The 23,102-nt window shown below is 70.7% G+C and carries 23 protein-coding genes and 1 tRNA gene; 11 read left to right on the top strand and 13 right to left on the bottom strand.

The features are described 5' to 3' along the window. Positions 1 to 7 precede the first annotated feature (7 nt). The 7 genes from AC3A57_RS07605 to rnd all read right to left on the bottom strand — a co-directional run bounded on the left by AC3A57_RS07605 (position 8) and on the right by rnd (position 3,325). Complete coding sequence (locus AC3A57_RS07605) at positions 8 to 592, bottom strand: hypothetical protein (RefSeq protein WP_487578335.1); 585 nt, start codon at positions 590 to 592, stop codon at positions 8 to 10. Then, on the bottom strand, positions 573 to 941 hold the full coding sequence (locus AC3A57_RS07600) for a DUF7674 family protein (protein WP_487578334.1): 369 nt from the start codon (positions 939 to 941) through the stop codon (positions 573 to 575). Before AC3A57_RS07600 ends, AC3A57_RS07605 begins: the two co-directional genes overlap by 20 nt. Positions 942 to 1,021: 80 nt before the next feature. Then, positions 1,022 to 1,246, bottom strand: a complete 225-nt coding sequence (locus AC3A57_RS07595; protein WP_487578333.1) for a hypothetical protein — start codon at positions 1,244 to 1,246, stop codon at positions 1,022 to 1,024. Positions 1,247 to 1,300: 54 nt separating this feature from the next. Beyond that, positions 1,301 to 1,564, bottom strand: coding sequence for a hypothetical protein (locus AC3A57_RS07590; protein WP_487578332.1), 264 nt, complete (start codon positions 1,562 to 1,564; stop codon positions 1,301 to 1,303). 69 nt (positions 1,565 to 1,633) lie between these two features. Next, positions 1,634 to 1,876: a hypothetical protein gene (locus tag AC3A57_RS07585; protein WP_487578331.1), complete on the bottom strand. Its 243-nt coding sequence runs from the start codon at positions 1,874 to 1,876 to the stop codon at positions 1,634 to 1,636. 229 nt (positions 1,877 to 2,105) lie between these two features. Then, positions 2,106 to 2,181 (bottom strand) — tRNA-Ala (locus AC3A57_RS07580). A gap of 40 nt (positions 2,182 to 2,221) precedes the next feature. After that, positions 2,222 to 3,325, bottom strand: a complete 1,104-nt coding sequence (rnd, locus tag AC3A57_RS07575) for a ribonuclease D (protein ID WP_487578330.1) — start codon at positions 3,323 to 3,325, stop codon at positions 2,222 to 2,224. 191 nt (positions 3,326 to 3,516) lie between these two features. Between rnd and AC3A57_RS07570 the strand changes: the two genes are divergently transcribed. Then, on the top strand, positions 3,517 to 5,355 hold the full coding sequence (locus tag AC3A57_RS07570) for an SUMF1/EgtB/PvdO family nonheme iron enzyme (protein WP_487578329.1): 1,839 nt from the start codon (positions 3,517 to 3,519) through the stop codon (positions 5,353 to 5,355). Positions 5,356 to 5,483: 128 nt separating this feature from the next. Next, positions 5,484 to 6,404 carry a M48 family metallopeptidase gene (locus AC3A57_RS07565; protein ID WP_487578328.1) on the top strand — a complete coding sequence of 307 codons (921 nt, stop codon included), beginning with the start codon at positions 5,484 to 5,486 and terminating at the stop codon, positions 6,402 to 6,404. A 246-nt stretch (positions 6,405 to 6,650) separates the two neighbouring features. Here the strand turns inward: AC3A57_RS07565 and phbB (AC3A57_RS07560) are convergent, their stop codons facing one another. From phbB (AC3A57_RS07560) to gluQRS, 4 genes are all read right to left on the bottom strand, one after another. After that, positions 6,651 to 7,391, bottom strand: a complete 741-nt coding sequence (gene phbB / locus AC3A57_RS07560; RefSeq protein WP_487578327.1) for an acetoacetyl-CoA reductase — start codon at positions 7,389 to 7,391, stop codon at positions 6,651 to 6,653. 114 nt (positions 7,392 to 7,505) lie between these two features. After that, positions 7,506 to 7,991 (bottom strand): polyhydroxyalkanoate synthesis repressor PhaR, encoded by a 486-nt coding sequence (gene phaR / locus AC3A57_RS07555; protein WP_487578326.1) that lies wholly within the window; start codon positions 7,989 to 7,991, stop codon positions 7,506 to 7,508. 166 nt (positions 7,992 to 8,157) lie between these two features. Then, the gene (gene phbB / locus AC3A57_RS07550; RefSeq protein WP_487578325.1) at positions 8,158 to 8,898 is read right to left on the bottom strand and encodes an acetoacetyl-CoA reductase; all 741 of its coding nucleotides are present in this window, start codon (positions 8,896 to 8,898) and stop codon (positions 8,158 to 8,160) included. Positions 8,899 to 8,940: 42 nt separating this feature from the next. Then, positions 8,941 to 9,810 (bottom strand): tRNA glutamyl-Q(34) synthetase GluQRS, encoded by an 870-nt coding sequence (gene gluQRS / locus AC3A57_RS07545; RefSeq protein WP_487578412.1) that lies wholly within the window; start codon positions 9,808 to 9,810, stop codon positions 8,941 to 8,943. Between the two features lie 273 nt (positions 9,811 to 10,083). Between gluQRS and htpX the strand changes: the two genes are divergently transcribed. Next, positions 10,084 to 10,998 (top strand): protease HtpX, encoded by a 915-nt coding sequence (gene htpX, locus AC3A57_RS07540; protein ID WP_221672092.1) that lies wholly within the window; start codon positions 10,084 to 10,086, stop codon positions 10,996 to 10,998. 214 nt (positions 10,999 to 11,212) lie between these two features. Here htpX and AC3A57_RS07535 read toward each other — a convergent pair whose 3' ends face one another. Further along, a complete protein-coding gene (locus AC3A57_RS07535; protein WP_487578324.1) occupies positions 11,213 to 13,306 on the bottom strand; it encodes an EAL domain-containing response regulator in 2,094 nt (697 codons plus the stop codon). Between the two features lie 177 nt (positions 13,307 to 13,483). After that, complete coding sequence (gene epmB / locus AC3A57_RS07530; RefSeq protein WP_487578323.1) at positions 13,484 to 14,509, bottom strand: EF-P beta-lysylation protein EpmB; 1,026 nt, start codon at positions 14,507 to 14,509, stop codon at positions 13,484 to 13,486. A 234-nt stretch (positions 14,510 to 14,743) separates the two neighbouring features. On the opposite strand from epmB, the gene efp reads away from it, so the two are divergent. The 8 genes from efp to AC3A57_RS07490 all read left to right on the top strand — a co-directional run bounded on the left by efp (position 14,744) and on the right by AC3A57_RS07490 (position 23,100). Beyond that, positions 14,744 to 15,310, top strand: coding sequence for an elongation factor P (gene efp / locus AC3A57_RS07525; protein ID WP_487578322.1), 567 nt, complete (start codon positions 14,744 to 14,746; stop codon positions 15,308 to 15,310). Between the two features lie 309 nt (positions 15,311 to 15,619). Next, positions 15,620 to 16,954: a TRZ/ATZ family hydrolase gene (locus tag AC3A57_RS07520; protein ID WP_487578321.1), complete on the top strand. Its 1,335-nt coding sequence runs from the start codon at positions 15,620 to 15,622 to the stop codon at positions 16,952 to 16,954. 150 nt (positions 16,955 to 17,104) lie between these two features. Continuing rightward, entirely contained in the window at positions 17,105 to 17,884 is a 780-nt protein-coding gene (gene ubiG, locus AC3A57_RS07515; protein WP_487578320.1) for a bifunctional 2-polyprenyl-6-hydroxyphenol methylase/3-demethylubiquinol 3-O-methyltransferase UbiG, read from the top strand. Next, complete coding sequence (locus AC3A57_RS07510; protein ID WP_487578319.1) at positions 17,881 to 18,576, top strand: phosphoglycolate phosphatase; 696 nt, start codon at positions 17,881 to 17,883, stop codon at positions 18,574 to 18,576. Before ubiG ends, AC3A57_RS07510 begins: the two co-directional genes overlap by 4 nt. Then, a complete protein-coding gene (locus AC3A57_RS07505) occupies positions 18,573 to 19,313 on the top strand; it encodes a phytoene/squalene synthase family protein (protein WP_487578318.1) in 741 nt (246 codons plus the stop codon). Before AC3A57_RS07510 ends, AC3A57_RS07505 begins: the two co-directional genes overlap by 4 nt. Before the next feature lie 89 nt (positions 19,314 to 19,402). Further along, positions 19,403 to 20,341: a GTP cyclohydrolase FolE2 gene (folE2, locus tag AC3A57_RS07500; RefSeq protein ID WP_487578317.1), complete on the top strand. Its 939-nt coding sequence runs from the start codon at positions 19,403 to 19,405 to the stop codon at positions 20,339 to 20,341. 198 nt (positions 20,342 to 20,539) lie between these two features. Continuing rightward, entirely contained in the window at positions 20,540 to 22,258 is a 1,719-nt protein-coding gene (locus AC3A57_RS07495; protein ID WP_487578316.1) for a sensor domain-containing diguanylate cyclase, read from the top strand. After that, complete coding sequence (locus tag AC3A57_RS07490; protein ID WP_487578315.1) at positions 22,255 to 23,100, top strand: hypothetical protein; 846 nt, start codon at positions 22,255 to 22,257, stop codon at positions 23,098 to 23,100. The genes AC3A57_RS07495 and AC3A57_RS07490 overlap by 4 nt, the downstream gene beginning before the upstream one ends. The last annotated feature ends 2 nt before the right edge of the window (positions 23,101 to 23,102 follow it).

The raw sequence follows: 23,102 nt of genomic DNA, 5'->3' as shown, positions 1-23,102 counted from the left end.
GTCCGAATCAGTTGGCGGCCGTCGGCCGCCTGGACGGCAAGCAGTCCTGGCCGCGGCTGACGGTTTCGCCCGCCAGTTGATAGCACTCGAACAACTGACGGTCGTTGCGGTAGCCGGAGTAGACCAGGAAGGACGTGGCGCCGTCCCGATGCGCCTGGCGAACCCGGCTCGGGGCGCCTGGCAACCGGCCCAGGCGCGTCGCCACGACCGGGCCGTCGGCGGCGCGAGTGAGGCGATAGACGTGGCCTTCGTTGCTCGACAGGTGGGCCAGTCCGGTAAAGACGAACACGCCTTCCGGGTTTTCGACGATTCCATGGACGTTCTCGTTCAGCACCGTCTCCAGGTCGCCGTCGGCGTCCTGGAATACGAGCTTGCCGATCCATTCTCCGGCATTGGTTCCCGAGAGGCGGCCGCCGAAGGCCTCGAGCGTGTGGTCCGCGACCACGACCCGATGCGGACGTTCCGGCACGGGTGCGGATTGCTCGGCGGAGCAGCCGCAGATCGCGATCAATGCCGTGAGCAGTAATGTACGGGACATGGGGTGGCTTCCGGAGCTCGACTTGCGTCGTCGTTCAAAGCGGGGTTCGGCCATGGAACCCGACAAACAGCGTTTTGAGATTGGCCGGCACGTGCGGCCAGCCTGTCCGTGCCGCGTCGGTTCCATGGGGCCAGAAAAGGTTCTCGACGTAGTAGACGTCGATGTACTCGTGCTCGATCGGGGAGCAGTCCAGCAGACGTTTGGACATGAAGGACAGGTAGGCGGCGCCGGCAGCGATATCGTTTTGGGCGAAGGCCTCGGTGGTGGCGATGGCGAACTGCTCCATCCGATCGGTGAGCATGATGCTGTCGTGGCGTTCCATGCGAGGCTGGATTTCTGGAAAGGCCTTGCAAATGTCGTTAAGAAAACGCTCGATGAGGGCGTTGTCGACAGCGGATTTCATGTCTGTTCCTGTAGTCCCGATAGCCGAACCGAATCCGCCCGACGATAACGGGACGGGCCGGCCTGCGGACGAGTCCTAGACTAAGCCCTGGGCCAGCGGGCGGCGAGCCAGATGCCGGATGCCAACAGACCCGCGCCGATGGCCACCTGACACAGCAACTCACCGATTGAGGGAGGCGGCCCGAACGGATCGTGGTCGTCGGCGAGCTGAGCGCCGCTAGGGTCGGCCATCGCCAGCAATGCGAAGACCAAGATGCCGGCTCCTAGCGACGAACCCAGATAGCCGACGACTTTGCTGATTCCCATGCTGCTGGCTCCAGGGGGCGTTGCGGTTGGGCGAGGAGTCGCCCGTCCAAGGGCTCAGTCGAGTTGGTTGGCGGAGCGAACCCAGGCCATGTCCTCGCAGTCCTCGCTCACCAGCACCCATCCAGCGCTCGGGGTGTCGAGCATGATGCCCTCGCCGAACTCGGACTTGAACCAGTCCGCACTGCCCGCCTCGTGTTCGGGAAACTGATCGGTGCTGATGATGAAGACGACCGTCGACAGCTCCTCGTCGCCGGACCAGCGAACCAGGTCGCCGATGCGTATTTCTGTGTCGGTTCCGGGATAGAAGAGGCGTTTCATGAGCGATCTGAAGTTGATTCGAACCATGCCGCCCAGCGCTGCGGCGGCGCATGCGTTGGCGGCTCTGGACTAGCGCGTCTCGTCGCGACGTCTGGTCCTGGTGGCCGTCGCATACAGGCTTAGGCCGATGACGATAAACGCTTGCATGAGCAAGCCCACCAGCCACCAGCGCGGCCAGACGAATCCGACCGCGATCGAGACGGCGCAAACGCCGGACACGAAGGCTTTCGCCGTCAGGTTCGCGCGGGTAGCCGCCAGGAACCAGAGCGTCGCCGCCATGGCGGCCAACAAGGCGGTCAGCGCGTACGGCATGGGCAGGATCGGTCCGATATCGGAAGGCGTCGTCGCCAGCCTACTGCATGGATCGGGGCGGGCGATCGGGCGGCACGTCCCGGAAGGCTGCGACCGCAATCTCGCCGGCCGATCTTCGGCGCGGCCTCGCAGGCATGCGGCCGCCGCTCGCGAAAACCCGGATCCGGCGCAACGGACCGAATCGTCCAGGCGAAAAAAAACCGACGAAGAATCGTCGGTTTTCAGGACTTGGTGGAGCGGAGGAGGATCGAACTCCCGACCTTCGCATTGCGAACGCGACGCTCTCCCAGCTGAGCTACCGCCCCAAGTCAGGGCGAGAAGTTTAACGGGGCCGGACGCGTCGCGCTAGTCCCTGCCGCCGAGCAGGGGAGTCAGGGACGGTTCCAAGGCAGCGCGGCGCCAGCCGGACAGGGCGTCCGGCCAGACGCCGTGGTCGAGCAGGGCTTCGAGCCAGCGGCGCGAGGCGAGCACGCCGTCGGGCAGGCCGAGGGCGGCGCTGCAAGCGGCGACGGCCTCCTGCAACTGGCGCAGGCGCTGCTTGTCGCGGGTTTCGGCGACGCCGGCGTCGGGAGCCTGGTCTTCGTCGGCCAACGGGGTCGACAAGGCGTGCCAGATCGCCTCGCCGAGCTTGCGCGGCGCCTTGGGATGGGCATCGAGCAGGCGCTGCAGGGCGTCGCGGTCGGGCGGAGCCTGTTTGGCCAGGGTCGCGGCCAGTTCGTTGTCGAGGATCCAACTGCGCGGCTTGTCGCTGTCGCGGGCGTAGCCGTCGCGCCAGCGCAGCAGGCGCAGCAGGCGGCGCTGCGCGGCGAGGTCGAAGAACTGGGCGCTGCGCATCGACAGGTGCGGCCAGCGCTCGGGCGCGTCGTTCTCGGCGTTGACCACGGTGCGCGCGGCGTCTTCGGCCAGCCACTCGCGGCGGCCGAGCTGGCCGAGCAGGCCGTCCAGGGCGTCGTGCATGGCGAACAGGTGGCGCACGTCGTCGGCGGCGTACTCCAGCTGCGAGGGCGACAGCGGGCGGCGCAGCCAGTCCGAGCGGGTCTCGCCCTTGGCCAGGGTCACGCCGGTCAGTTGTTCGACCAGCTTCTGGTAACCCAGGCCGCCGCCGATGCCGGCCAGGGCCGCGGCCTGCTGGGTGTCGAACAGCGGCTTGGGCACCACGCCGCAGGCGCGCTTGAACGCGACCAGGTCTTCGCTGGGGCTGTGGGCGATCTTGAGGATCGCGGTATCGGCCAGGATCGGCGCCAGCGCCTCGGCGATGCCGGGGCGCAGCGGGTCGACCAGCAGGATCAGCGGTTCGTCTTCGCCGGCGCGCTCGATCGCGATCTGCACCAGGGCCAGTTGCGGCCAATAGGTGCGCTCGCGGATGAACTCGGTGTCCAGCCCGATACGGGCGGGCTTGGGGACGAAGTGCGCCAGCAGCGCGTCGGGCGTGGTGATCCAGTGAGGCATGAGTCGTCGTTCGGGCGCGGCGGCCGTAGCGGTGCCGGGGCGGGCGACAATAGCCTACTTTCCGCGTCGGGGCGCGAAGCGCGACCGACGGCACGCTCGGCGGGGCCGGCGCGGGCGCAGCGGCGGCGGGAACGCGGCCGTGGCGGCGCGGTCGAAGCGCTATGCTGGGGCGGTCCCAGGTTGGCGAGGTCGTGGGTTTGCGCGCATTGGTGGGTTCGGGCATCGCGGTGTTGGCGCTGCTGGTCGGGTGCTCCGACCGGGACGGCAAGACGTCCGCGCCGCCGGCCGCGACCCGCGCGCCGATCATCACCGTCAGCGCCGATCAGGCGGTCTCGCCGGTGCCGGTCTGGCGCGCGCCGGCGGTCGCGGTCGACGCGGGCAATGCGACCGCCCTGCGCAAGCGCGCCGACGCCGCGCTGGCCGCGCGCGACCTGTACGCCAGCGCCGATTCGGCGATTCCGATCTATCTGGCCCTGCGCGAATTCGCGCCGACCGACCGCGCGGTCGCCGCCGGCCTGGACCGGGCGGTGGCGCTGTTGCTGCTGGAGGGCGAGGCCGCGCTCAAGCGCATCGACGAGGAGCCGTTGGCCCTGCGCGAGGCCCACCAGGCCGCGGCGGTGGCGCGCGCGGTCGCGCCGGAGCACCGCAAGGTCGAGGCCTATCTGGAACGGCTGGACCGCGCCGACCAGGCCCAGGAGGCCAACCGCCTCGGCGAGGAGGCGCTCAACGCCGGGCGCATCGGCGAGACCGGTCAGGACGGCGCGCTGACCCAGTTCCGCAAGGCCCTGGAACTGCGCCCCGGCGATGCGCGCGCGGCGCAGGGCATCGCCGCGGCCGAGAGCGCGCTGATCCGGCGCGCCGAGATCGCCGCCGATCGCGACGATTACGCGCAGGCCGAGCGTTGGCTGGCCGCGGCGGCGCAGGTCCGGCCGAAGCTGGACACCGCCGCCGACGCCCAGGGCCGGATCGCCGCGCAGCGCCTGGCCCGCATCGGCCACCTGCGCGACGCCGGCATCGCCGCGCTGCCGCGTCCGGGCGGCATCGACGAGGCGCGCGGCCTGCTCGCGACCCTGTTGCGCATCGCCCCGGCCGGCGACCCGGCGGCGATCGAGCTGCGCGAGCGGATCGAGCTGGCGACCCATTACGGCCTGTTCCGCCCCGGCCAGGTGTTCACCGATGCGATGAACTTCGGCGGCCGCGGCCCGGCGATGGTGGTGATCCCGCACGGCGCGTTCCGGATGGGCGCCGACGCGGTCGAGTCCGGCTCCAGCGATGCCGAGCGGCCGCTGCGCACGATCCGTTTCGACCGCGGCCTGGCGATGTCGCGCTACGAGATCACCGTCGGCGAGTTCCGCCGCTTCATGAATTCCACCAAGCACCGCGCCCGCGCCACCCGCCGCGGCTATTCCACCGCCTACGACGAGCGCAGCGGCAACCTGGTCCGGCGCGGCGGGGTCGACTGGCGTTCGGACTACGCCGGCCGGCCGGCGGCCGACAACATGCCGGTAGTGCACGTCAGCGCCAAGGACGCGGTGGCCTACACCGAGTGGCTGTCGGCGATCACCGGCCAGCGTTACCGGCTGCCGAGCGAGGCCGAGTTCGAATACGCCTTGCGCGCCGGTACCCAGGGCCGCTTTCCCTGGGGCGACGGCCCGCCGCCGGCGCGCGCCGGCAACCTGACCGGCAGCCTCGACGCCTCGCCCAGCGGCCGCCGTTGGCGCAACGCCTTCGATCGCTACAGCGACGGCGCCTGGGGGCCGACCCCGGTCGGCCGCTACGCGCCGAATGCATTCGGCCTTCACGACATGGCCGGCAATGTCAGCGAGTGGGTGGCCGACTGCTGGCACGACAACTACCGGCGCGCGCCCCGCGACGGCGCGGCCTGGTTCAATCCGGGCTGCCGCACGCGGGTGTTGCGCGGGCCGTCGTGGTCGAGTTCGCCGGCGCAGTCGCGCGCGGCTTGGCGCCAGGGCACCAGCGCCGACACCACCAACGGCCGCCTCGGGTTCCGGGTGGTGCGGGAGATTTGACCGGAGCGGGCCGCGCGGCATGATGGCGCGGCCGGCGTCGGCGATGGGGGCGGGCGGCGCGCGAGCGCGGCACGGCCGGTCAGCAACGAAGCGGGCGAGGGCCCGCGCGCAGTTTTGGGAGTAGGCAGATGCGGATCGATCCTATGGGCGGCGCGAGCCGCGGGCAGCGGCGCGGTTTCGGCGGGTTCCGCTGGTGGATCCTGGTCCTGTTCGCGATCTACGCGGCCTGGCAATGGTTCGGCAGCGCCAAGACCGATCCCTATACCGGCGAGACCGCGCATTACGGCACCACCGCCGACGAGGAAGTCCAGCTCGGCGCGCAGGCGTTCCAGCAGGTGCTCGGCGACGCCAACGCGCAGCGCGCGCTGTTGCCGGCCAACGCGCAGCAGAGCCAGGCGGTGCGCGAGATCGCCCAGCGCCTGATCGACAAGGTGCCGCAGGTCGCCGAATCGCTGGCGAAGGCGAACCAGCAGCAGGCGCCGACCGACTACCGCAGCTTCCAGTGGGACGTGGCGGTGATCGATTCGCAGGAGGCCAATGCCTTCTGCCTGCCCGGCGGCAAGATGGCGGTCTACACCGGGCTGTTTCCGGTCACCCAGAACACCGACGCCTTGGCGGTGGTGATGGGCCACGAGATCGCCCACGCCCTGCTGCGCCACGGTTCGCAGCGCATGGCCCAGCAGAAGCTGGTGCAGATGGGCCAGGTCGCCGCCGGCATGGCGGTGGGCGGAATGGACCCGCAACAGCAGCAGATGGTGATGGCCGCGCTCGGCGCCGGCGCGCAGTACGGGCTGATCCTGCCGTACGGGCGCAACCACGAGACCCAGGCCGACCAGGTCGGGCTGATGCTGGCCGCGGCGGCCTGCTACGACCCGCGCCAGGCGGTGCCGTTGTGGGAGCGCATGTCCCAACTCGGCGGCGGCCAGCGCCCGCCGGAGTTCGCCTCGACCCACCCGGACCCGGCCAACCGGATCCAGACCCTGCAGGCGCTGATGCCGCGCGCGCTGCAGTTCTATCAGGCCAACTGCGCCAGCCGGCCGTTGCGATGAGGGCGGGGCAACAGCAACAGCAACAGCAACGGCAAATCCCCCCTGGCCCCCCTTTTTCAAAGGGGGGAACAGCGAAGGCGGTTCGGGCTGATTGCCGGCAGACGGTTGGCCGGGATGGTTCGCCCGCGACGAAGCAAAAAACCGCCGGACGGCGGTTTTTTGTTGCTTGCAGGAACCCACTTTTTTAGCCTTTTCCCGAGTCCCGAGTCCCGAGTCCCGAGTCCCGAGTCCCGAGTCCCGAGTCCCTCAGAAACTCATGAACAACCCGCCATTGACCGGAATATTGGCGCCGGTGATGAAGCCGGCGTCGTCGGCGGTGAGGAACTCGACGGTGCGGGCGATCTCGCTGGGCTGGCCGAGGCGGCCGACCGGGACGCTGTCGAGGATCCGGCTGCGGATGTCCTCGGGCACCGCCATCACCATCGCGGTTTCGCAGTAGCCCGGCGAGACCGAGTTGACGGTGACGCCCTTGCGCGCGACCTCGCGCGCCAGGGCCATGGTGAAGCCGTGCATGCCGGCCTTGGCCGCGGAGTAGTTGGTCTGGCCGAACTGGCCGGTCTGGCCGTTGACCGAGCTGATGTTGACGACGCGGCCGAAACCGCGCTCGGCCATGCCGTCGACCGCGTGCCGGCACAGATTGAACACGCCGTCGAGGTTGACGTCCATGACCTCGTCCCAGGCGCGCTTGTCCATCTTGCGCAGGCTGCCGTCGCGGGTGATGCCGGCGGCGTTGACCAGGATGTCGACCGCGCCGTCGCGTTCGAGGATGCGGCCGATCGCCGCGCCGCAGTCGTCGTAGTCGGCGACGTTGGCGGCCTCGAAGCGCACGTCCAGGCCCTCGGTCAGGCGGCCGAACTCGGCGATGCGCTCCTCGCGCGTGCCCAGGTCGAGCGCGATCACGCGCCGGCCGGCCCGGGCCAGGGATTTGCAGATCTCGCTGCCGAGACCGCCGATGCCGCCGCTGACGACGGCGATGCGCTTGTGCATGGATTACCCCAACTGGAACGCCGGCCGCGGCCACCCCACGCGTCCGGCTGCCGTCCGCGGACGGCTTCGGTCAACGACGCGGCGCGCCGGTGGCGCGCAAGAAAAAAGCGCGGCTCAACGCTCGCGCTTGTCGGTCTTGTTCCGCGGCGTGGTCGGTTGGCCTACGCTGCCGGAAAGGTTCTGCTGGAACTCTTTCCACATCGAGAGATTGCGCTCGGTGAGCTGGTTCATCATCGCCCAGGGGGTCTGGCCGAGCATGCCGCCCATCTGGTTGCGGAACTGCTGCTGCTGGTCCAGGAACAGTTGCATCGAGCGTTCCAGGTAGCTGCCCATGAAGCCCTGCAGCGAATCGCCGTAGAAGCGGATGATCTGGCTGAGCAACTGGGTCGACAACACCGGTTCGCCGTCCTGCTCGTGCTCGGCGATGATCTGCAGCAGCACCTGGCGGGTCAGGTCTTCGCCGGAACGCGCATCGCGCACCTCGAACTCCTCGCCGTCGACGATGAGCTGGCGCACGTCCTCGATGGTGATGTAGCTGGAGATCTCGGTGTCGTAGAGACGACGGTTGGGGTACTTCTTGATGACGCGAGTCGAGGCCATGGAGCTTTGGCTCTAAAACGTGGTGCCTTGCAGCATGGCGCAGGCCGCGAGGGCTTGCAACAGGGTCGGCACAATGGCCGCGACCGAAGGTCGCCGCGGCCGCCCGTCGCGGCGCCGTCCGGCTGCGCGCCGGAGACCCTGAACAGGTCTCCGGCGTCGGACCGGTTCACCAGCCCATGTACTGGCCGCCGTTGGCGGACAGGTTGGCGCCGGTGATCCAGCCGGCTTCGTCGGGGATGAAGAAACCGACCGCGTAGGCGATCTCCTCCGGCGTGCCCAGGCGCCCGGTCGGGATCTGGGCGATGATCTTGTTGCGCACGTCCTCCGGCACGGCCATCACCATGTCGGTGCCGATGTAGCCCGGCGAGACGGTGTTGACGGTGATCCCGAACTTGGCGTTTTCCTGCGCCAGCGAGATGGTGAAGCCGTGCATGCCGGCCTTGGCCGCGGCGTAGTTGGCCTGGCCGTACTGGCCTTTCTGGCCGTTGATCGAGCTGATCTGGACGATCCGGCCCCACTTGCGTTCGCGCATGCCCTCGATCACCGGGCGGGTGACGTTGAAGCAGGAATTGAGGTTGGTGCCGATCACGTCGGTCCACTGCTGCGCCGTCATGCGGTGGAAGGTGGCGTCGCGGGTGATGCCGGCGTTGTTGACCAGGATGTCGACCGGGCCGAGCTGGCGCTCGACCTCGCGCACCAGCGCCTCGGCCTGCTCGGGCGAGGACACGTCGCCCTGGGCGATGGCCACCTCGAAACCCTGTTCCTTCAGCTGCGCCTGCCAGGCGCGGCCCTTGGCTTCGTCTCGATAGTTGGTCGCGACCTTGTGCCCCAGTTTGGCGAGGCGTTGGACGATCGAGGTGCCGATGCCACCGGTGCCGCCGGTGACCAGTGCAACGCGTGACTGCATGCTGTGCTCTCCATGACCGCGCAGCGCGGTATCGGCCCGATTCTAGACAGCATTCGGGGCCGGCGTGTTGTGCACAGCAGCGAGGGTCTTAGCACATTTTGGAATCTGTGCCGGACTGAACGAAAGCCGGGCCTGGTCGAGCAATTCGGTGACAGTCGCTACCTCGGCCAGCGGCGCGGGATCCTGGCCGAGCGTGAGCCAGGCGGCACGCAGCGCCGGCAGCGGGTCGGCCGGGTCGAGCGGGCGCGCGGCGTCGGACTTGGACAGCTTGCGCCCCTGCGCGTCGAGCAGCAGCGGCAGGTGCGCGTAAGTCGGGGTCGGCAGGCGCAGCGCGCGTTGCAGCAGGATCTGGCGCGCGGTCGAGTCGAGCAGGTCGGCGCCGCGGACCACGTCGGTGATGCCCTGTTCGGCGTCGTCGACCACCACCGCCAGTTGGTAGGCCCAGTAGCCGTCGGCGCGGCGCAGGACGAAGTCGCCGACCTCGGCGGCCACGTCCTGGCGTTGCGGGCCGAGCACGGCATCGTCGTAGTCGACCGTCGCGTCGTCGGCCACGCGCAGGCGCACCGCCGGCTGTGGCGCCGCCTGCTCGGCGACGCGCGCGGCGCCGACGCAGCGGCGGTGGATGCCGCCGGCGGCGGCCAGCTCGCTGCGGCTGCAGCGGCATTCGAAGGCCAGGCCGCGCTCCAGCAGCTCGGCCAGGGCGGCGCGGTAGAGCGCGCCGCGCGCGCTCTGGCGCCGCACCGGCTCGTCGCTTTCCAGGCCGAACGCGGCCAGGGTGCGCAACTGGCAGTCGGCGGCGCCGGGAACTTCGCGCGGCGGATCGAGGTCTTCGATACGTACCAGCCAGGTGCCCCGGTGGTGGCGCGCCAGCAGCCAGCTGCCGAACGCCGCCAGCAGCGAGCCCGGATGCAGCTCGCCGGTGGGCGAGGGCGCGAAGCGCCCGCGGTACGGCGCCGGCCGGCCCGGTTCGGGCGCGGCGGCAGCCGGGAGGCCGGGGTGTTCGGGCGGGGACGAAGGATGTCCGGACAATGAACGAACGCTCGGGCGAGGGCGGGGACGGTACGGATTCTCGTTGAATTAACGGCGGTTTCGCCACATTTGAGGACGAGCGGCGACGCCGCCGCATCGACAGGGAGGTCGCACGAAGCCGCGCATGGTGCGCGGCAACCCAAGCAAGTTACGACCATGTTCAAACGCATAGCGCTGTTCCTCGCCACCAACCTGGCCGTGCTGGTCCTGCTCGGCATCGTCATGTCGGTGCTGCAGAACGTATTCGGCATCCGCCTGGGCAATCAGGGCGCGATCCTGGTGATGGCCGCGGTGTTCGGTTTCGGCGGTTCGCTGATCTCGCTGCTGATGTCGAAGTGGATCGCCAAGCGGACCACCGGCGCCTACGTGATCGAGCAGCCGCGCAACGCCGACGAGCGCTGGCTGGTCGAGACCGTGCGCCGCCAGGCCGAGGCGGCCGGCATCGGCATGCCCGAGGTCGCGATCTACGAGGCGCCGGAAATCAACGCCTTCGCCACCGGCGCCAACCGCAACGACGCGCTGGTCGCGGTCTCCACCGGCCTGCTGCGGGCGATGACCCCGGACGAGGCCGAGGCGGTGCTGGCGCACGAGGTCAGCCACGTCGCCAACGGCGACATGGTGACCATGGCCCTGGTCCAGGGCGTGCTCAACACCTTCGTGCTGTTCGCCGCGCGCATCGTCGGCGGCTGGATCGACGCGATGCTCAACGGCGAGCGCGAGTCGCGCGGCCCGGGCGTGTTCTATTTCGTCGTGGTGATGGTGCTGGACGTGGTGTTCGGCATCCTGGCCAGCATGATCGCGATGGCGTTCTCGCGTTACCGCGAGTTCCGCGCCGACGCCGGCGGCGCCCGCCTGGCCGGCCGCGAGAAGATGATCGCCGCGCTCAAGCGGCTGTCGCTGACCTACGGCGAGAGCACTCTGCCGAACCAGGTCCAGGCCTTCGGCATCAGCGGCGCGGTCGGCCACGGCCTGTCCAAGCTGCTGCGCAGCCATCCGCCGCTGGAAGAGCGCATCCAGGCGCTGATCGACGCGCCGCAGGAACGCTCCAGCGGGCGCGCGGTGGTGCGGTAAGCGACAACAGCAACAGCAACAGCAAATCCCCCCTGGCCCCCCTTTTTCAAAGGGGGGAGCGGCAAGGGCGGTGCGGCCGGCGATGAGGCAACAAAAAACCCGCCATCCGGCGGGTTTCTTGTTGACGGGAGAAACCCCTGTCTTAGTCTTTTCCCGAGTCCCGAGTCCCGAGTCCCGAGTCCCGAGTCCCGAGTCCCGAGTCCCGAGTCCCGGCTTACTGGAAGTCGTAATCCATCTCCGGCCCCGCCGCGGCTAGGAAATGGCCCTGGGCGTAGTCGATGCCGGCGCCGAACAGCAGGCTCATGCTGGAAGCGTCCTGGACGAACTCGGCGATGGTCTGCTTGCCCAGCTCGCGCGCCTTGTCGGCGATCTCGCGCACGCGCGATTGGTGGTCGGGGTTGCCGGTCAGGTCTTCGATGTAGCCGCGGTCGATCTTGAGGAATGCGGCGTCGAAGTGGTTGAGCAGCTGGAACGAGTTGAGGCCGGCGCCGAACTGCTCCAGGCCGATGCGCACGCCGTAGGGGGCGATGCGCGCCTGCAGCTCCTGCGCCGCGCGCAGGTTGGTGAAGACCTTGGACTCGGGCAGCTGCAGCACCAGCAGCTTGCCGTCGGCGCCGTACTTGGCCAGCTGTTCGACGATGTGCTGCTGCAGGCTTTCGTCCTGCAGCGAGGCCTGGGTGATCTTGACCAGCAAGGTGGTGCGGCGGCCCTGGCGCATGCGCTCGCCGATGATCTGGATCGCCTTGCCGACCACCCAGCGATCGATCTCCCACAGCAGGCCGTGCTCTTCGGCGATCTGCAGGAACGACAGCGGCTGCACCAGTTCGCCTCCGACCTCGCCCGGGGCCGCGCTCTGCATGCGCAGGTAGGCCTCGTACATCTCGATCGGCTCGCCGTGCAGGTTGATCAGCGGCTGGTAGTTCATCACGAAGCGGTCGGCGTCGAGCGCGTCGCGGATGCGCGCGACCCAGGCCGCGATGCGTTCTTCCTCGGCGCGGTCGACCGCGCCCGGATCGAACAACTCGCTGCGGTTGCCGCCGACGTCGCTGGCCGACTGCAGGCACTGGCTGGCCTTGCCGAGCACGGCGGTGATGCTGGCGATCTTCTCGCCGATCTGCACGCCGCCGAGGCTGGCGGTGGCGCTCAGGGCCAGCGGGCCGGCCTCGAGCACCTGGTCGGCGAAGGTGGCGCGGATGCGTTCGGCCAACGCCGCGGTATGGCTGTGGTCGCTGTGCCGGGTCAGTACCGCGAACTGGTGCTCGGCGAAGCGCGCGACCACGTCCTCGGGGCCGACCGCGGCGCGCAGGCGCTCGCCGCAGGCGGCGATCAGTTGGTCGGCCTGGTCCAGGCCGATTTCCTGCAGCAACTGGTTGTAATGGTCGGGCTCGACCAGCAGCAGGCCGTGGTGGGCGGAGTTCTGCGCCGCGTCCGAGACCGCGTCTTCCAGCGCGCGCAGGAAGGTGGCGCGGTTGAACAGGCCGGTGACCTGGTCGCGCTGGCGCAGCGCTTCGACTTCGCGCGCCAGTTCCGGGTCGACTTCCTGCCGGCGCAGCACCACCTGCAGGCAATGTTCGCCTTCGTAGGTGGCCGGGGTGAATTCCATCACCGCCGGGAAGGCGTTGCCGTCCAGGGTACGGGCCTGGGTCTCGTAGCTCGGCGGCGGCGGCTCGCCCTTGCTGAGCTGCTTGAGCAATTGCTTGAAGCCGTCGACCTGGCCGGGCGCGACCATGTCGAGCAGCGACATGCCTTCGATTTCTTCGAAGGACTCGAAGCCGAACATGTCCAGGTACGCCGCATTGGCGCGGATATGCATGCCTTCGTGGATGTAGGCGATCGGATCGCGCGAGGAGTCGATCAGCGCATCGCAACGGCGCTCTGTCTCGCGCACCTGGGCCTCGAGCCGGCGCAGCGAGCGGCGCGCTTCCAGATCGGCCCATTCGGCGCGCACCGCGTTCTGCAGGTGGGCCAGGTTGGAGCGCAGCACCACGCCGCGCGCGCCGATCTCCAGCGCGCCGAGCAGGATCGAATCGTCGACGGTCTCGGTCAGCACCAGCACCGGCAGGTCCTTGCCGCTGGCGTCGACGCTCTGCATCAGCTTGGACAGGGCGACGTTGCGCGAGTCGCGCGCCGCCAGGACCAGGTCCGGCGGGTGCTGCAGGATCAGCGCGGCCACTTCCTGCTCGTTTTCCGGCCGGGTCGGCCGCACCGCGATGCCGCTGTTGCGCAGGCCGCTGACGATGGCCTCGGCCGCCTCGACGCTGTCGTCGACGATCAACAGGCGTAATACCATGTCTTTGCCGAATTGCATTGACCACCTCCGTGGGCCGGGTTTATGACATGAAGGGCCGGCCTCGTCCATGCAAGGTCGAAAATCTGTGACCCGTTGTTGGGTTCGATCCGCCGCAGCCGCGCGCGGCCGGCGCATGGCGGCGCCGGTCGGCGGTTTCGCGTCGTTCCCCGATCAAACCCCGATCAGATTACAAGCTTACAACGGTCGCTTGCCGGGATCGCCTGCCACTTCTCGCACCAGCTTGGGCACCAGGTAGCCGGAGATGCGCGCCGCCAGGGCGCGGTGCAAGGCCAGGGCGCGCTCGTCGGAGACCTCGAAATGGGCCGATCCCTGGACCCGGTCGAGCTGGTGCAGGTAGTAGGGCAGCACGCCGGCGGCGTAGCTGCGCTCGCTCAGCGCGGCCAGGGCGTCGACGTCGTCGTTGACCCCGCGCAGCAGCACCGCCTGATTGAGCAAAGTGGCGCCGGCGGCGCGCAGCCGGGCCATCGCCGCGTCGACCGCGGCGTCGAACTCGGCGGCGTGGTTGGCGTGCAGGACCACCGCGACCGGCCAGGGCAGGCCGCGCAGCCAGGCGCTCAGCTCGGCGTCGACGCGCTCGGGCAGGACCACCGGCAGGCGGGTGTGCACGCGCAGGCGGCGCAGGTGCGGCACCGCGGCCAGGGCCTGGGTCAGCTCGGCCAGCTTGGGCGTGGCCAGCGACCAGGGGTCGCCGCCGGACAGGATCACCTCGTCGATGCCGGGGTCGGCGGCGATCGCCGCGACCGCCTCGCGCCAGCCGGCCGCGGCCGCGGTTTCCTCGGCATAGGGGAAGTGGCGGCGGAAGCAGTAGCGGCAGTGGATCGCGCAGCTGCCGGTGGCGATCAACAGGGCGCGGCCGCGGTACTTGCGGATCACCCCGTGGCCGGCCTTGGCCGCGCCGTCGCCGACCGCGTCCAGACTGAAACCGGGCATCGGCCGCAGTTCCTCGTCCAGCGGCAGGACCTGGCGCAGCAGCGGGTCGGCCGGATCGCCGTGGCGCATGCGGGCGACGAAGCCGCGCGGCACCCGCAAAGGGAACTGGGCCGCGGCCTGGTCCGACAGGCCCAGCGCGGCCTGCTCCAGGCCGAGCAGGGACAGCAGCTCGCGCGGGTCGCGCAGGGCCTCGCGCCAGGCCGCCTGCCAGCGTGCGCCGGGGCGGTCGGGGGCGGGCGGCTGCATCGGGGCCGGGGCTGCGGTTATCATGTCGGGCTGATTAGGGTGGCCGGATCTGCCGGCGCCGGCCCGGGCCGTAGGCCGGGGCGGCGCGCAGCCCGACATTCTAGCCTTACCCGTCCGATCGCGGTTTCTAGCGACGGATCCCAGCGGCGGATCCAAGCGGCAGCGGGCCCAGCGGCGGACCCGGGCGATGCGCCCGGGCGCCGGCCGCGGGCGCGGGGCGCCGCCTCATTACTTTCCAAATTCGCAGGAGCTTCAAGCATGGCCAGCTTAGGCATGAACGACGTCAAGACCGGACAGAAGATCCTGGTCAACAACGACCCGTGCATCATCACCGAGACCGAGTACGTCAAGCCGGGCAAGGGCCAGGCCTTCACCCGCGTCAAGTACCGCAGCATCAAGTCGGGCCGGGTGGTCGAAATGACCATGAAGGCCACCGACAGCGTCGAGCAGGCGGACGTGGTCGATACCGACATGCAGTACCTGTACTCGGACGGCGAGTACTGGCACTTCATGAACCAGGAGTCCTTCGAGCAGGTCCAGGCCGACAAGGCCGGCATGGGCGGCGCCGAGAAGTGGCTCAAGGGCGAGGAGGAGTGCGTGGTGACGCTGTGGAACGGCGTGCCGATCGCGGTCCAGCCGCCGAACTTCGTCGAGCTGAAGATCACCGAGACCGATCCGGGCGTGCGCGGCGACACCTCGGGCGGCGGCGGCAAGCCGGCGACCCTGGAAACCGGCGCGGTGGTGCGCGTGCCGCTGTTCGTCGGCCAGGAAGAAACGATCAAGGTCGACACCCGCTCGGGCGAGTACGTCAGCCGAGTGAAGTGATCGAGTGAAGTGATCGAGTGAAGTGATACGGTCCGGCCCGCGGCCGCCGTCGGCGGTCGCCGGCGGCCGCGTTCCCGCCGCGGCGGACGCTTGCGGCGCGGTTTGCCGGCATTGCCGCTTTCGCCGACGTCCGCGCGGCGCGGGCGAGGGCGGCGCACAATGCGTTGCGGCGCTGGTCGCCGTTTTGCGGCGCTCGCGGGCGCCGCGCAGCAGTCAGCACGACCCGTACGCGGACGGCGACCCCGGCCGCGTTTTCGCAACACCCGGCCGACCCGGCCTCGGGCGGTCCGGCCATCCGAGCGAGCGCAGATGACCAGCGAACCCCAAGCCATTGCCTGCGACCTGTTGATCGAAGCGGGCTGGGTGGTGCCGGTCGAGCCGCATGCGGTGGTGCTGGAAGCCCACGCCGTCGCGGTGCGCGGCAGCCAGATCCTCGACGTGCTGCCGATCGCCCAGGCGCGGGCGCGCTACGCGCCGGCCGAGACGGTTTCGCGCCCGGACGCGGCGCTGATTCCGGGCCTGGTCAACGCCCACACCCACAACCCGATGACGCTTTTGCGCGGCATCGCCGACGACCTGCCGCTGATGGAATGGCTGCAAGGCCATATCTGGCCGGTCGAGGCGGCGGTGATCGGGCCGCAGTTCGTCGAGGACGGCATCGCCCTGGCGATCGCCGAGATGCTGCGCGGCGGCACCACCTGCGCCAACGAAAACTATTTCTTCCCCGACGTCCAGGCCGCGGTGTACAAGCGCCACGGCTTCCGCGCCCGGGTCGGCCTGCCGGTGATCGATTTCCCGACCGCCTGGGCCAAGAGCTCGGACGAGTATTTCGACCGCGCCGGCGAAGTGCACGACCTGTGGCGCGACGATCCGCTGGTCGCGACCGCGTTCGCGCCGCATGCGCCGTACACGGTCAGCGATGCGAACTTCGAGCGCATCCGCATGCTCGCCGACCAGCTCGACCTGCCGGTCCACCTGCACACCCACGAGACCGCGCAGGAAGTCGCCGACTCGATCAAGCTGCACGGCCAGCGTCCGCTGGCGCGGCTGGACCGGCTCGGCCTGGTCAGCGATCGCCTGATCGCAGTGCACATGACCCAGCTCACCGACGCCGAGATCGAGCTGTGCGCGCAGCGCGGGGTCAGCGTGGTGCACTGCCCGGAATCCAACCTCAAGCTGGCCTCGGGCTTCTGCCCGGCCTGCAAGCTCGAGCGCGCCGGGGTCAACCTGGCGATCGGCACCGACGGCTGCGCCAGCAACAACGACCTGGACATGTTCGGCGAGACCCGCACCGCGGCGCTGCTGGCCAAGGCCGTGGCCGACGACGCCAAGGCGCTGGATGCGTTCCGCGCGCTGCGCGCGGCGACCCTCGGCGGCGCGCGCGCGCTCGGCTACGAGACCCGGATCGGTTCGATCGAGGCCGGCAAGCAGGCCGACCTGGTCTGCGTCGATCTGTCGCAACTGGAGACCCAGCCGCTGCACCACGTGGTCTCGCAGCTGATCTACGCCACCGGCCGGCATCAGGTCAGCGACGTCTGGATCGCCGGCCGCGCCAAGCTGCGCCAGCGCGCGCTGGTCGACATCGACGTCGCCGGCCTGCTCGCCAACGCGCGCCAGTGGCGCGAACGCATCGCCGCGATTTGAGCGGGCGGGCGCTCGCGCGGCGTTAACACCGCGGCCCGAGCGCTTGGCCACACTAAGGCGGCGGCGGACCCGGTCCGGCGCCCGACAGGCGAGGGGGCGATCGCGCGCCCGCGCCGCCACCGACCGGCAACGGTCCGAACGGTAACGAACATGAGCGCTCACAGCACCGCCCCCCATTCCGGCGACACCAACGACACCGGCGACACCGGGTCCGCGAGCGGCCGCGACAATTTCAGCCAGGCCGAACTGGACAAGTTCGGCGCCCTCGCCAATCGCTGGTGGGACCCGCAAGGCCCGCAGAAGCCGCTGCATGCGATGAACCCGGCGCGGCTGGGCTATGTCGCCCAGCGGGTGCCATTGCGCGAGGCGCAGGTGCTCGACGTCGGCTGCGGCGGCGGCCTGCTCAGCGAGGCGCTGGCCGCTTCCGGCGCGCAGGTGATCGCGATCGATCTGGCGCCGGAACTGATCAAGGTCGCCAAGCTGCACCGGCTGGAAACCGGCGTCGCGGTCGATTACCGGCTGCAGTCGGTGGAAACCCTGGCCGAGGAAATGCCGGGCCGCTTCGATGCGGTCACCTGCATGGAAATGCTCGAGCACGTGCCCGACCCGGCGGCGATCGTGCGCGCCTGCGCCAGGCTGCTCAAGCCCGGCGGGCGGCTGTTCCTGTCCACCCTCAACCGCACCCCGGCGGCGTTCGCGCTGGCCATCGTCGGCGCCGAGTACGTCGCCCGCGTGCTGCCCAAGGGCACCCACCAGTACCGCGACTTCATCAAGCCCTCGGAACTGGCGGCGTGGCTGCGCGAGGCCGGGTTGCAGCTGGAAGACGTCAGCGGCCTGATGTACGAGCCCTGGCGCAATGCGGCGCGGGTGATCTCGCGCACCGACATCAACTACCTGGCCTGCGCGCGCAAGCCCGGGGACGCGGCATGAGCGCGGCCGCGCAGTCCGTCGCGACCGCCTTCCCGAAGGCGGCGCTGTTCGATCTCGACGGCACCCTGCTCGACAGCGCGCCGGACATGCTCGCGGTCGCCAACCGCATGCGCGCGGCGCGCGGCGCCGGCCCGATGACGCTCGACGCGCTGCGCCCGCACGTGTCCAAGGGCGCGCGGGCGATGCTCGGCGCGGCGTTCCCGGAGCTGGACGCCGCAGGGCGCGACGGCCTGGTGGGCGAATTCCTGGATCTGTACGAGGCCGAACTCGGCCTGCACGGCGCGCCGTTCGCCGGAGTCGAGACGATGCTGGCCAGGCTCGAGGCCGCCGGCTGCGCCTGGGGCATCGTCACCAACAAGCCCGAATACCTGGCGCGCAAGCTGATGCCGCTGCTGGGCTGGGAAACCCGCTGCGCGGTGCTGATCGGCGGCGACACCCTGGCCGCGCGCAAGCCCGATCCGCTGCCGCTGACCGTGGCGGCCGAGCGCATCGGCCTGGCCGCGGCGGACTGCGTCTACGTCGGCGACGACGAGCGCGACATCGTCGCCGCGCGCGCCGCCGGCATGGCCTCGGTGGCCGCGCTGTGGGGCTACCGCCTCGACCACGACGATCCGCTGTCGTGGCGGGCGGACGTCATGCTCGAGACGCCGGCGCAATTGCTCGAGCCTGGCGCATGGCCGGCGACGCGATGAATCCCGCCGCCGGCGAGGCCGACGAGCAGGCGCTGCACGAATTCGCCGGCAAGTGGCGCGCGCGCTGGCCGGAGTGGGCGGTGGCCGAAGTGTTCGTGCCGCGCGCCGAGCGCGCCACCGCGCTGGCCTGGGCGGCGCTGCAACAGGAATTGACCGACGCCGCCTGGGGCGGCAGCGACGCCGCGCCGGGCGAGGCCAAGCTCGGCTGGTGGATGGAGGAACTGCAGGGCTGGACCCAGGGGCGGCGCCGCCACCCGCTCGGCCTGGCCCTGCAACGCCGGCCGGCGCCCTGGGCGGCGCTGGCGGCGGCCCTGCCGGGGCTGCGCGACAGCCGCGAGCGCCCCGGCGACCGCAACGAGGCCTACGACGGCCTGCGCCCGCTCGCCGAGGCGGTCGCCGCGATCGATGCGGCCCTGTTCGAGCTCGTGCCCGGTCAGTTGCCGGTCGCTGCGGTGCCGGCGATCCAGGCCGCGCTGTTGGAAGCGCGGCTGCTGTTGCAGGGCGACGCGGCTGTGCCGTTGAGTCTGGTCGCGCGGACCCTGGCCCGCCCGGGCGAGGGCGCGGCGGCCGAGTGGGGCCGGGAACTGCTGGCCCAATGGCCGCACGGCGGCGGCGCGACCGTGCCGCGGCGGCTGTGGACGGCCCTGGCCCGGACCCGCCTGCAGCGCGGCGACGCGGCCCGGCCGTTGTCGCCGTGGGCGGCCTTGCTGGCGGCCTGGCGCGGGGCCCGCAACTGAGCGTTGCAGGGCCGGGACCGGGCCGGCGGCCCCCCAGCCGCTAGAATGGCGGCGTTGCGTTCCCCCCACGCGCCCCCATCTCAGCCGTCGTGAATCCTCCCAACGCTCCTGCGCTCAAGCCCGTCCTGCCCGATGTTGCCTTCGATGCCGCCGCCGCGGCGCGGCCGCTCGACTGGGTGGGCATGTCCAACATCGCCCTGCCGCTGCGCGTCGCCGCCGGCGACGGCAGCGTCATCCAGGTGCCGGCCTCGGTCGACGTCGCGGTCGACCTGCGCGATGCCGACGCGCGCGGCATCCACATGTCGCGCATGTACCTGCACCTGCAGCACGCGTTCGCCAGCGAGACGGTGACCCCGGCCGGCCTGCGCCGCGCCCTGCAGAGCCTGATCGACGGCCAGGGCGGCCTGTCCGGCGCCGCGCGCCTGAGCCTGCGCTACGAGCAACTGCTGTTGCGTCCGGCGCTGGCCAGCCACAACGCCGGCTGGAAGCGCTATCCGGTCGAGATCGACGCGCGCCTGATCGACGGCCACCTGCACCTGGGCCTGCGCTTCGCGGTCGAGTACTCCAGCACCTGTCCGGCGTCGGCGGCGCTGTCGCGCCAGCTCAACGCGGCGCGTTTCGCCGCCGATTTCGCCGCTGCGCATCCGCTGTCGACCGCGGTGGTCGGCGACTGGCTCGCCTCCGAGCGCGGCCTGGCGGCGACGCCGCACGCGCAGCGCAGCCGCGCCGACGTGCGGGTCGAACTGCGTCCGGCGTTCGACGAACTGCCGCTGGTGGCGTTGATCGACGCGATCGAGCAGGCGCTGGGCACGCCGGTGCAGACCGCGGTCAAGCGCGAAGACGAGCAGGCTTTCGCCAAGCTCAACGCCGAGAACCTGATGTTCTGCGAAGACGCCGCGCGGCGGGTCGCCGCGGCGCTGTCGCGCGACGCGCGGATCGAGCGTTTCGACGCCGAGGTCGCGCACTTCGAAAGCCTGCACGCGCACGATGCGGTGGCGCGGGTGACCGGGCAGGGCGCGCGCGACTGAACCCGCGCGCCGGCGCCGGCGCGCGACGCCGGTAACGATCTGCATAATTGCGGCGGGCGCCGCGCTTCCTCGCTCGCTAATGTGCGCAAGGCGTGTGCCAGCGCACAGATTGGTGCGCCAAATCGTGACGCTACCCACCCCCGGCCGCCGTACCGCATCGGCTATGCTCGGATCATTGGATCAGTGACCGGATGGGGCATGGGGAAACCCTGGCGTCGGAGCTGGCAGACCCTGTTGGCTCTGCTGGCCATGTGGGTGGCGGCGATCGCGTCGGCGCAATCCCCGGGGCTGTCCTCGTCCGACCCTCCGGCCTTTCGCGCGCCCGCTTTCGGCCTGGCCCGGCTCGGCCAGGACCCGGTGCCGGCGCGCGTGCTCGCCGGCGAATTCGACCATGCCTTCGAAGCCGTGTCCGGCAACGAGATCGCCGCGCCGCCGCGGCAGCCGACCTGGTGGCGGCTGAGCCTGCTCGGCGAGCTCAGCGCCGAGGCCGCGCCGCAACTGGTGGTCGGCCAGCCGAACCGGCGGGTGATCGAGCTATGGCGCCCCGGCGACGCGGTGCCGCTGCGCCGCTCGATCTACGGCCCCGATACCGACTTCGACCATTCGACCCGGTTCGTGGTGTTTCCCTTGCACGAAATGCGCCGGGGCGAGGTCTTGTACCTGCGCCTGCAGACCGTCGATTCGACCAAGTCCAGGGTGACTTTCGCGCCGCTGGCCCAGGTGCATCGCCAGGACATGCTGCACGTCGGCCTGCGCAGCGTGGTGCTGACCGCGCTGGGGGTGGCCGCGGTGCTGGCGTTCGGTTTCTGGGCCGGATTGCGCGAGCGCGGTTACGCCTACCTGGGCCTGACCCTGGTGCTGCAGATCCTGACCCTGACCGCCGACGGCGGCGAGATGCGCGCGGTGCCGTGGTTGAGCCAGATCGCCCCGGACGGACGCACCAACGTGGTGCTCAACACCGCCGCGGTGCTGGCCAGCATCCGCTTTCTGATCTTCTTCCTCGGTCTGCGCACCAGTCAGCCGCGGATCGCGCGGATCCTGGATTACTGCAGCATTTCGCTCGGCGCGCTGTTGGTGGTGTCGGTGTTCCGGACCTGGAAGCACAGCGCGCTGTACGGCAACCTCAACCTGCTGCTGGTGATCGCGCTGGTGCTGTACTGCACCGCGGTGGCCGCCCGCCGCCGCCAGCGCGAAGCCTACTTCCTGCTGCTGGTCTGGACCCCGCTGATGGCGGTGCTGGTGGTGCGGGTCGGCGCCATCCACCAATGGTGGCCGGAGTACGCCTGGCTCGAGTACGCCTTCCCGGTCGGCCTGGCGTTCGGCGGGCTCGGCCTGCTGCTCGGCCTGACCTCGAAGCTGCAACAGCTGCGCCGCGACCGCGACACCGCCAACCGGCTGGCCACCTACGACAGCCTGACCGGGGCGATGACCCGGGCGGCGATTTCGCAGAGCCTGCGCGGCGCGGTCGAAAGCGCGCATCGCTCGCACCGGCCGATGTCGGTGGTGTTCTTCGACATCGATCATTTCAAGCGCATCAACGACGAGTACGGCCACCGGGTCGGCGACGAAACCCTGCGCATCGTCTCGCTGCGCACCCGCAACCGCCTGCGCGCCTACGACCTGTTCGGCCGTTACGGCGGCGACGAAGTGCTGGTAGTGCTGGCCGACACCCAGTTGCGCGATGCGGTGCGGGTGGCCGAGCACCTGCGCGAATCGGTCAGCGGCAGCCCGCTGTCGATCGACGGCCGATTGTTGCCGGTCAGCCTGAGCCTGGGCGTGGCCGAACTGCTGCCGGGCGAGACCCCGGAGCAATTGCTCGAGCGCGCCGACGCCGCGCTGTACGCGAGCAAGTCGGCCGGCCGCGACCGGGTCACCGGCCACACCAACGAGCCGGCCGAAACCGAGGCGGTGTCGTGAACTTCGAGCGCAGCCGGCCGGCCTCGTGCGCGCCGGCGCAACTGCGCACCGGCGACGTGCTGCTGCTGCGCCATCGCAACGAGCTGGCGCGGCTGTACGCCTGGCTCGGCGACAGCGACTACGACCACATCGCCCTGGTCGGGCGCGCCGGTTGCCTGATCGAACTGGGCGCGGACGGGGTGAGCGAACCGGCGCTGGCCGAACGCCTGGCCGATCCCGACCTGAGCGCCGCCGAAGCGCGCCGGCCGCAGGCCGGCGGCGAAGCCGCGCAGGACACCGACCGCATCGCCGTGCTCGCCCATGCGCTGTCGCTGCGCAAGCCGGTCCATGCCGGCGACCCTTTGCGCGCGCTCGGCGTGCTGGCCGCGCTGCGCGAGCGCGACTGGCCGGCCCGGCCCGGCCTGCGCCGGGTCTTGCACGAGGCCTTGCGCCGCGTCGCCGAGGCCGACGCGCAGGCCATGACCGCTAGCGAATTCGTCTACCGCTGCCTGGCCGAGAATCCGGTCCACGGGCGCGGCGGGCCGGGATGGCGCCTGCCGCCGGTGCCGGCGCGGAGCCTGCCGTGTCCGGAGTTGGACGAAGCGGCGCTGTGGGCCCGGGTCGAGCCCTGGCTGCCGGCGTCGCGGCGCCGCGACTGGGCGACGGCGAGCGCGGAGGCGCCGATCGGCGAGGCCGGGTTCGCGGTGGCGCTGGCCCAGGCCCGCGCGCGGCTGGGCCTGATCGCGACCGGCGCCGGCCTGCTCGCGGCCGGGCCGCGGGTCGCCAATCCGAAATGGCTGCGGTTGCGCGAGCTGGAGCTGTCGCCCTCGCTGCCGACGCTGGGCGCGCTGCTGGCGAACTGAGC

The sequence above is a fragment of the Lysobacter sp. Soil_C_15 genome, from assembly GCF_057657315.1.
Note: the sequence above shows the minus strand (reverse complement) of the source record. Positions and strands in the feature narration are given on the sequence as shown.

Bases quoted from the DNA above. Each gene is read 5' to 3' on its own strand.
- AC3A57_RS07565 (WP_487578328.1), top strand. From the start codon at position 5,484: ATGCGGATCGATCCTATGGGCGGCGCGAGCCGCGGGCAGCGGCGCGGT.
- AC3A57_RS07535 (WP_487578324.1), bottom strand. From the start codon at position 13,306: ATGCAATTCGGCAAAGACATGGTATTACGCCTGTTGATCGTCGACGAC.
- AC3A57_RS07505 (WP_487578318.1), top strand. From the start codon at position 18,573: ATGAATCCCGCCGCCGGCGAGGCCGACGAGCAGGCGCTGCACGAATTC.
- phbB (WP_487578325.1), bottom strand. From the start codon at position 8,898: ATGCAGTCACGCGTTGCACTGGTCACCGGCGGCACCGGTGGCATCGGC.
- htpX (WP_221672092.1), top strand. From the start codon at position 10,084: ATGTTCAAACGCATAGCGCTGTTCCTCGCCACCAACCTGGCCGTGCTG.
- efp (WP_487578322.1), top strand. From the start codon at position 14,744: ATGGCCAGCTTAGGCATGAACGACGTCAAGACCGGACAGAAGATCCTG.
- AC3A57_RS07605 (WP_487578335.1), bottom strand. From the start codon at position 592: ATGGCCGAACCCCGCTTTGAACGACGACGCAAGTCGAGCTCCGGAAGC.
- AC3A57_RS07495 (WP_487578316.1), top strand. From the start codon at position 20,540: ATGGGGAAACCCTGGCGTCGGAGCTGGCAGACCCTGTTGGCTCTGCTG.
- phbB (WP_487578327.1), bottom strand. From the start codon at position 7,391: ATGCACAAGCGCATCGCCGTCGTCAGCGGCGGCATCGGCGGTCTCGGC.
- AC3A57_RS07510 (WP_487578319.1), top strand. From the start codon at position 17,881: ATGAGCGCGGCCGCGCAGTCCGTCGCGACCGCCTTCCCGAAGGCGGCG.
- ubiG (WP_487578320.1), top strand. From the start codon at position 17,105: ATGAGCGCTCACAGCACCGCCCCCCATTCCGGCGACACCAACGACACC.
- rnd (WP_487578330.1), bottom strand. From the start codon at position 3,325: ATGCCTCACTGGATCACCACGCCCGACGCGCTGCTGGCGCACTTCGTC.
- phaR (WP_487578326.1), bottom strand. From the start codon at position 7,991: ATGGCCTCGACTCGCGTCATCAAGAAGTACCCCAACCGTCGTCTCTAC.
- AC3A57_RS07590 (WP_487578332.1), bottom strand. From the start codon at position 1,564: ATGAAACGCCTCTTCTATCCCGGAACCGACACAGAAATACGCATCGGC.
- AC3A57_RS07520 (WP_487578321.1), top strand. From the start codon at position 15,620: ATGACCAGCGAACCCCAAGCCATTGCCTGCGACCTGTTGATCGAAGCG.
- AC3A57_RS07585 (WP_487578331.1), bottom strand. From the start codon at position 1,876: ATGCCGTACGCGCTGACCGCCTTGTTGGCCGCCATGGCGGCGACGCTC.
- AC3A57_RS07595 (WP_487578333.1), bottom strand. From the start codon at position 1,246: ATGGGAATCAGCAAAGTCGTCGGCTATCTGGGTTCGTCGCTAGGAGCC.
- AC3A57_RS07600 (WP_487578334.1), bottom strand. From the start codon at position 941: ATGAAATCCGCTGTCGACAACGCCCTCATCGAGCGTTTTCTTAACGAC.
- epmB (WP_487578323.1), bottom strand. From the start codon at position 14,509: ATGATAACCGCAGCCCCGGCCCCGATGCAGCCGCCCGCCCCCGACCGC.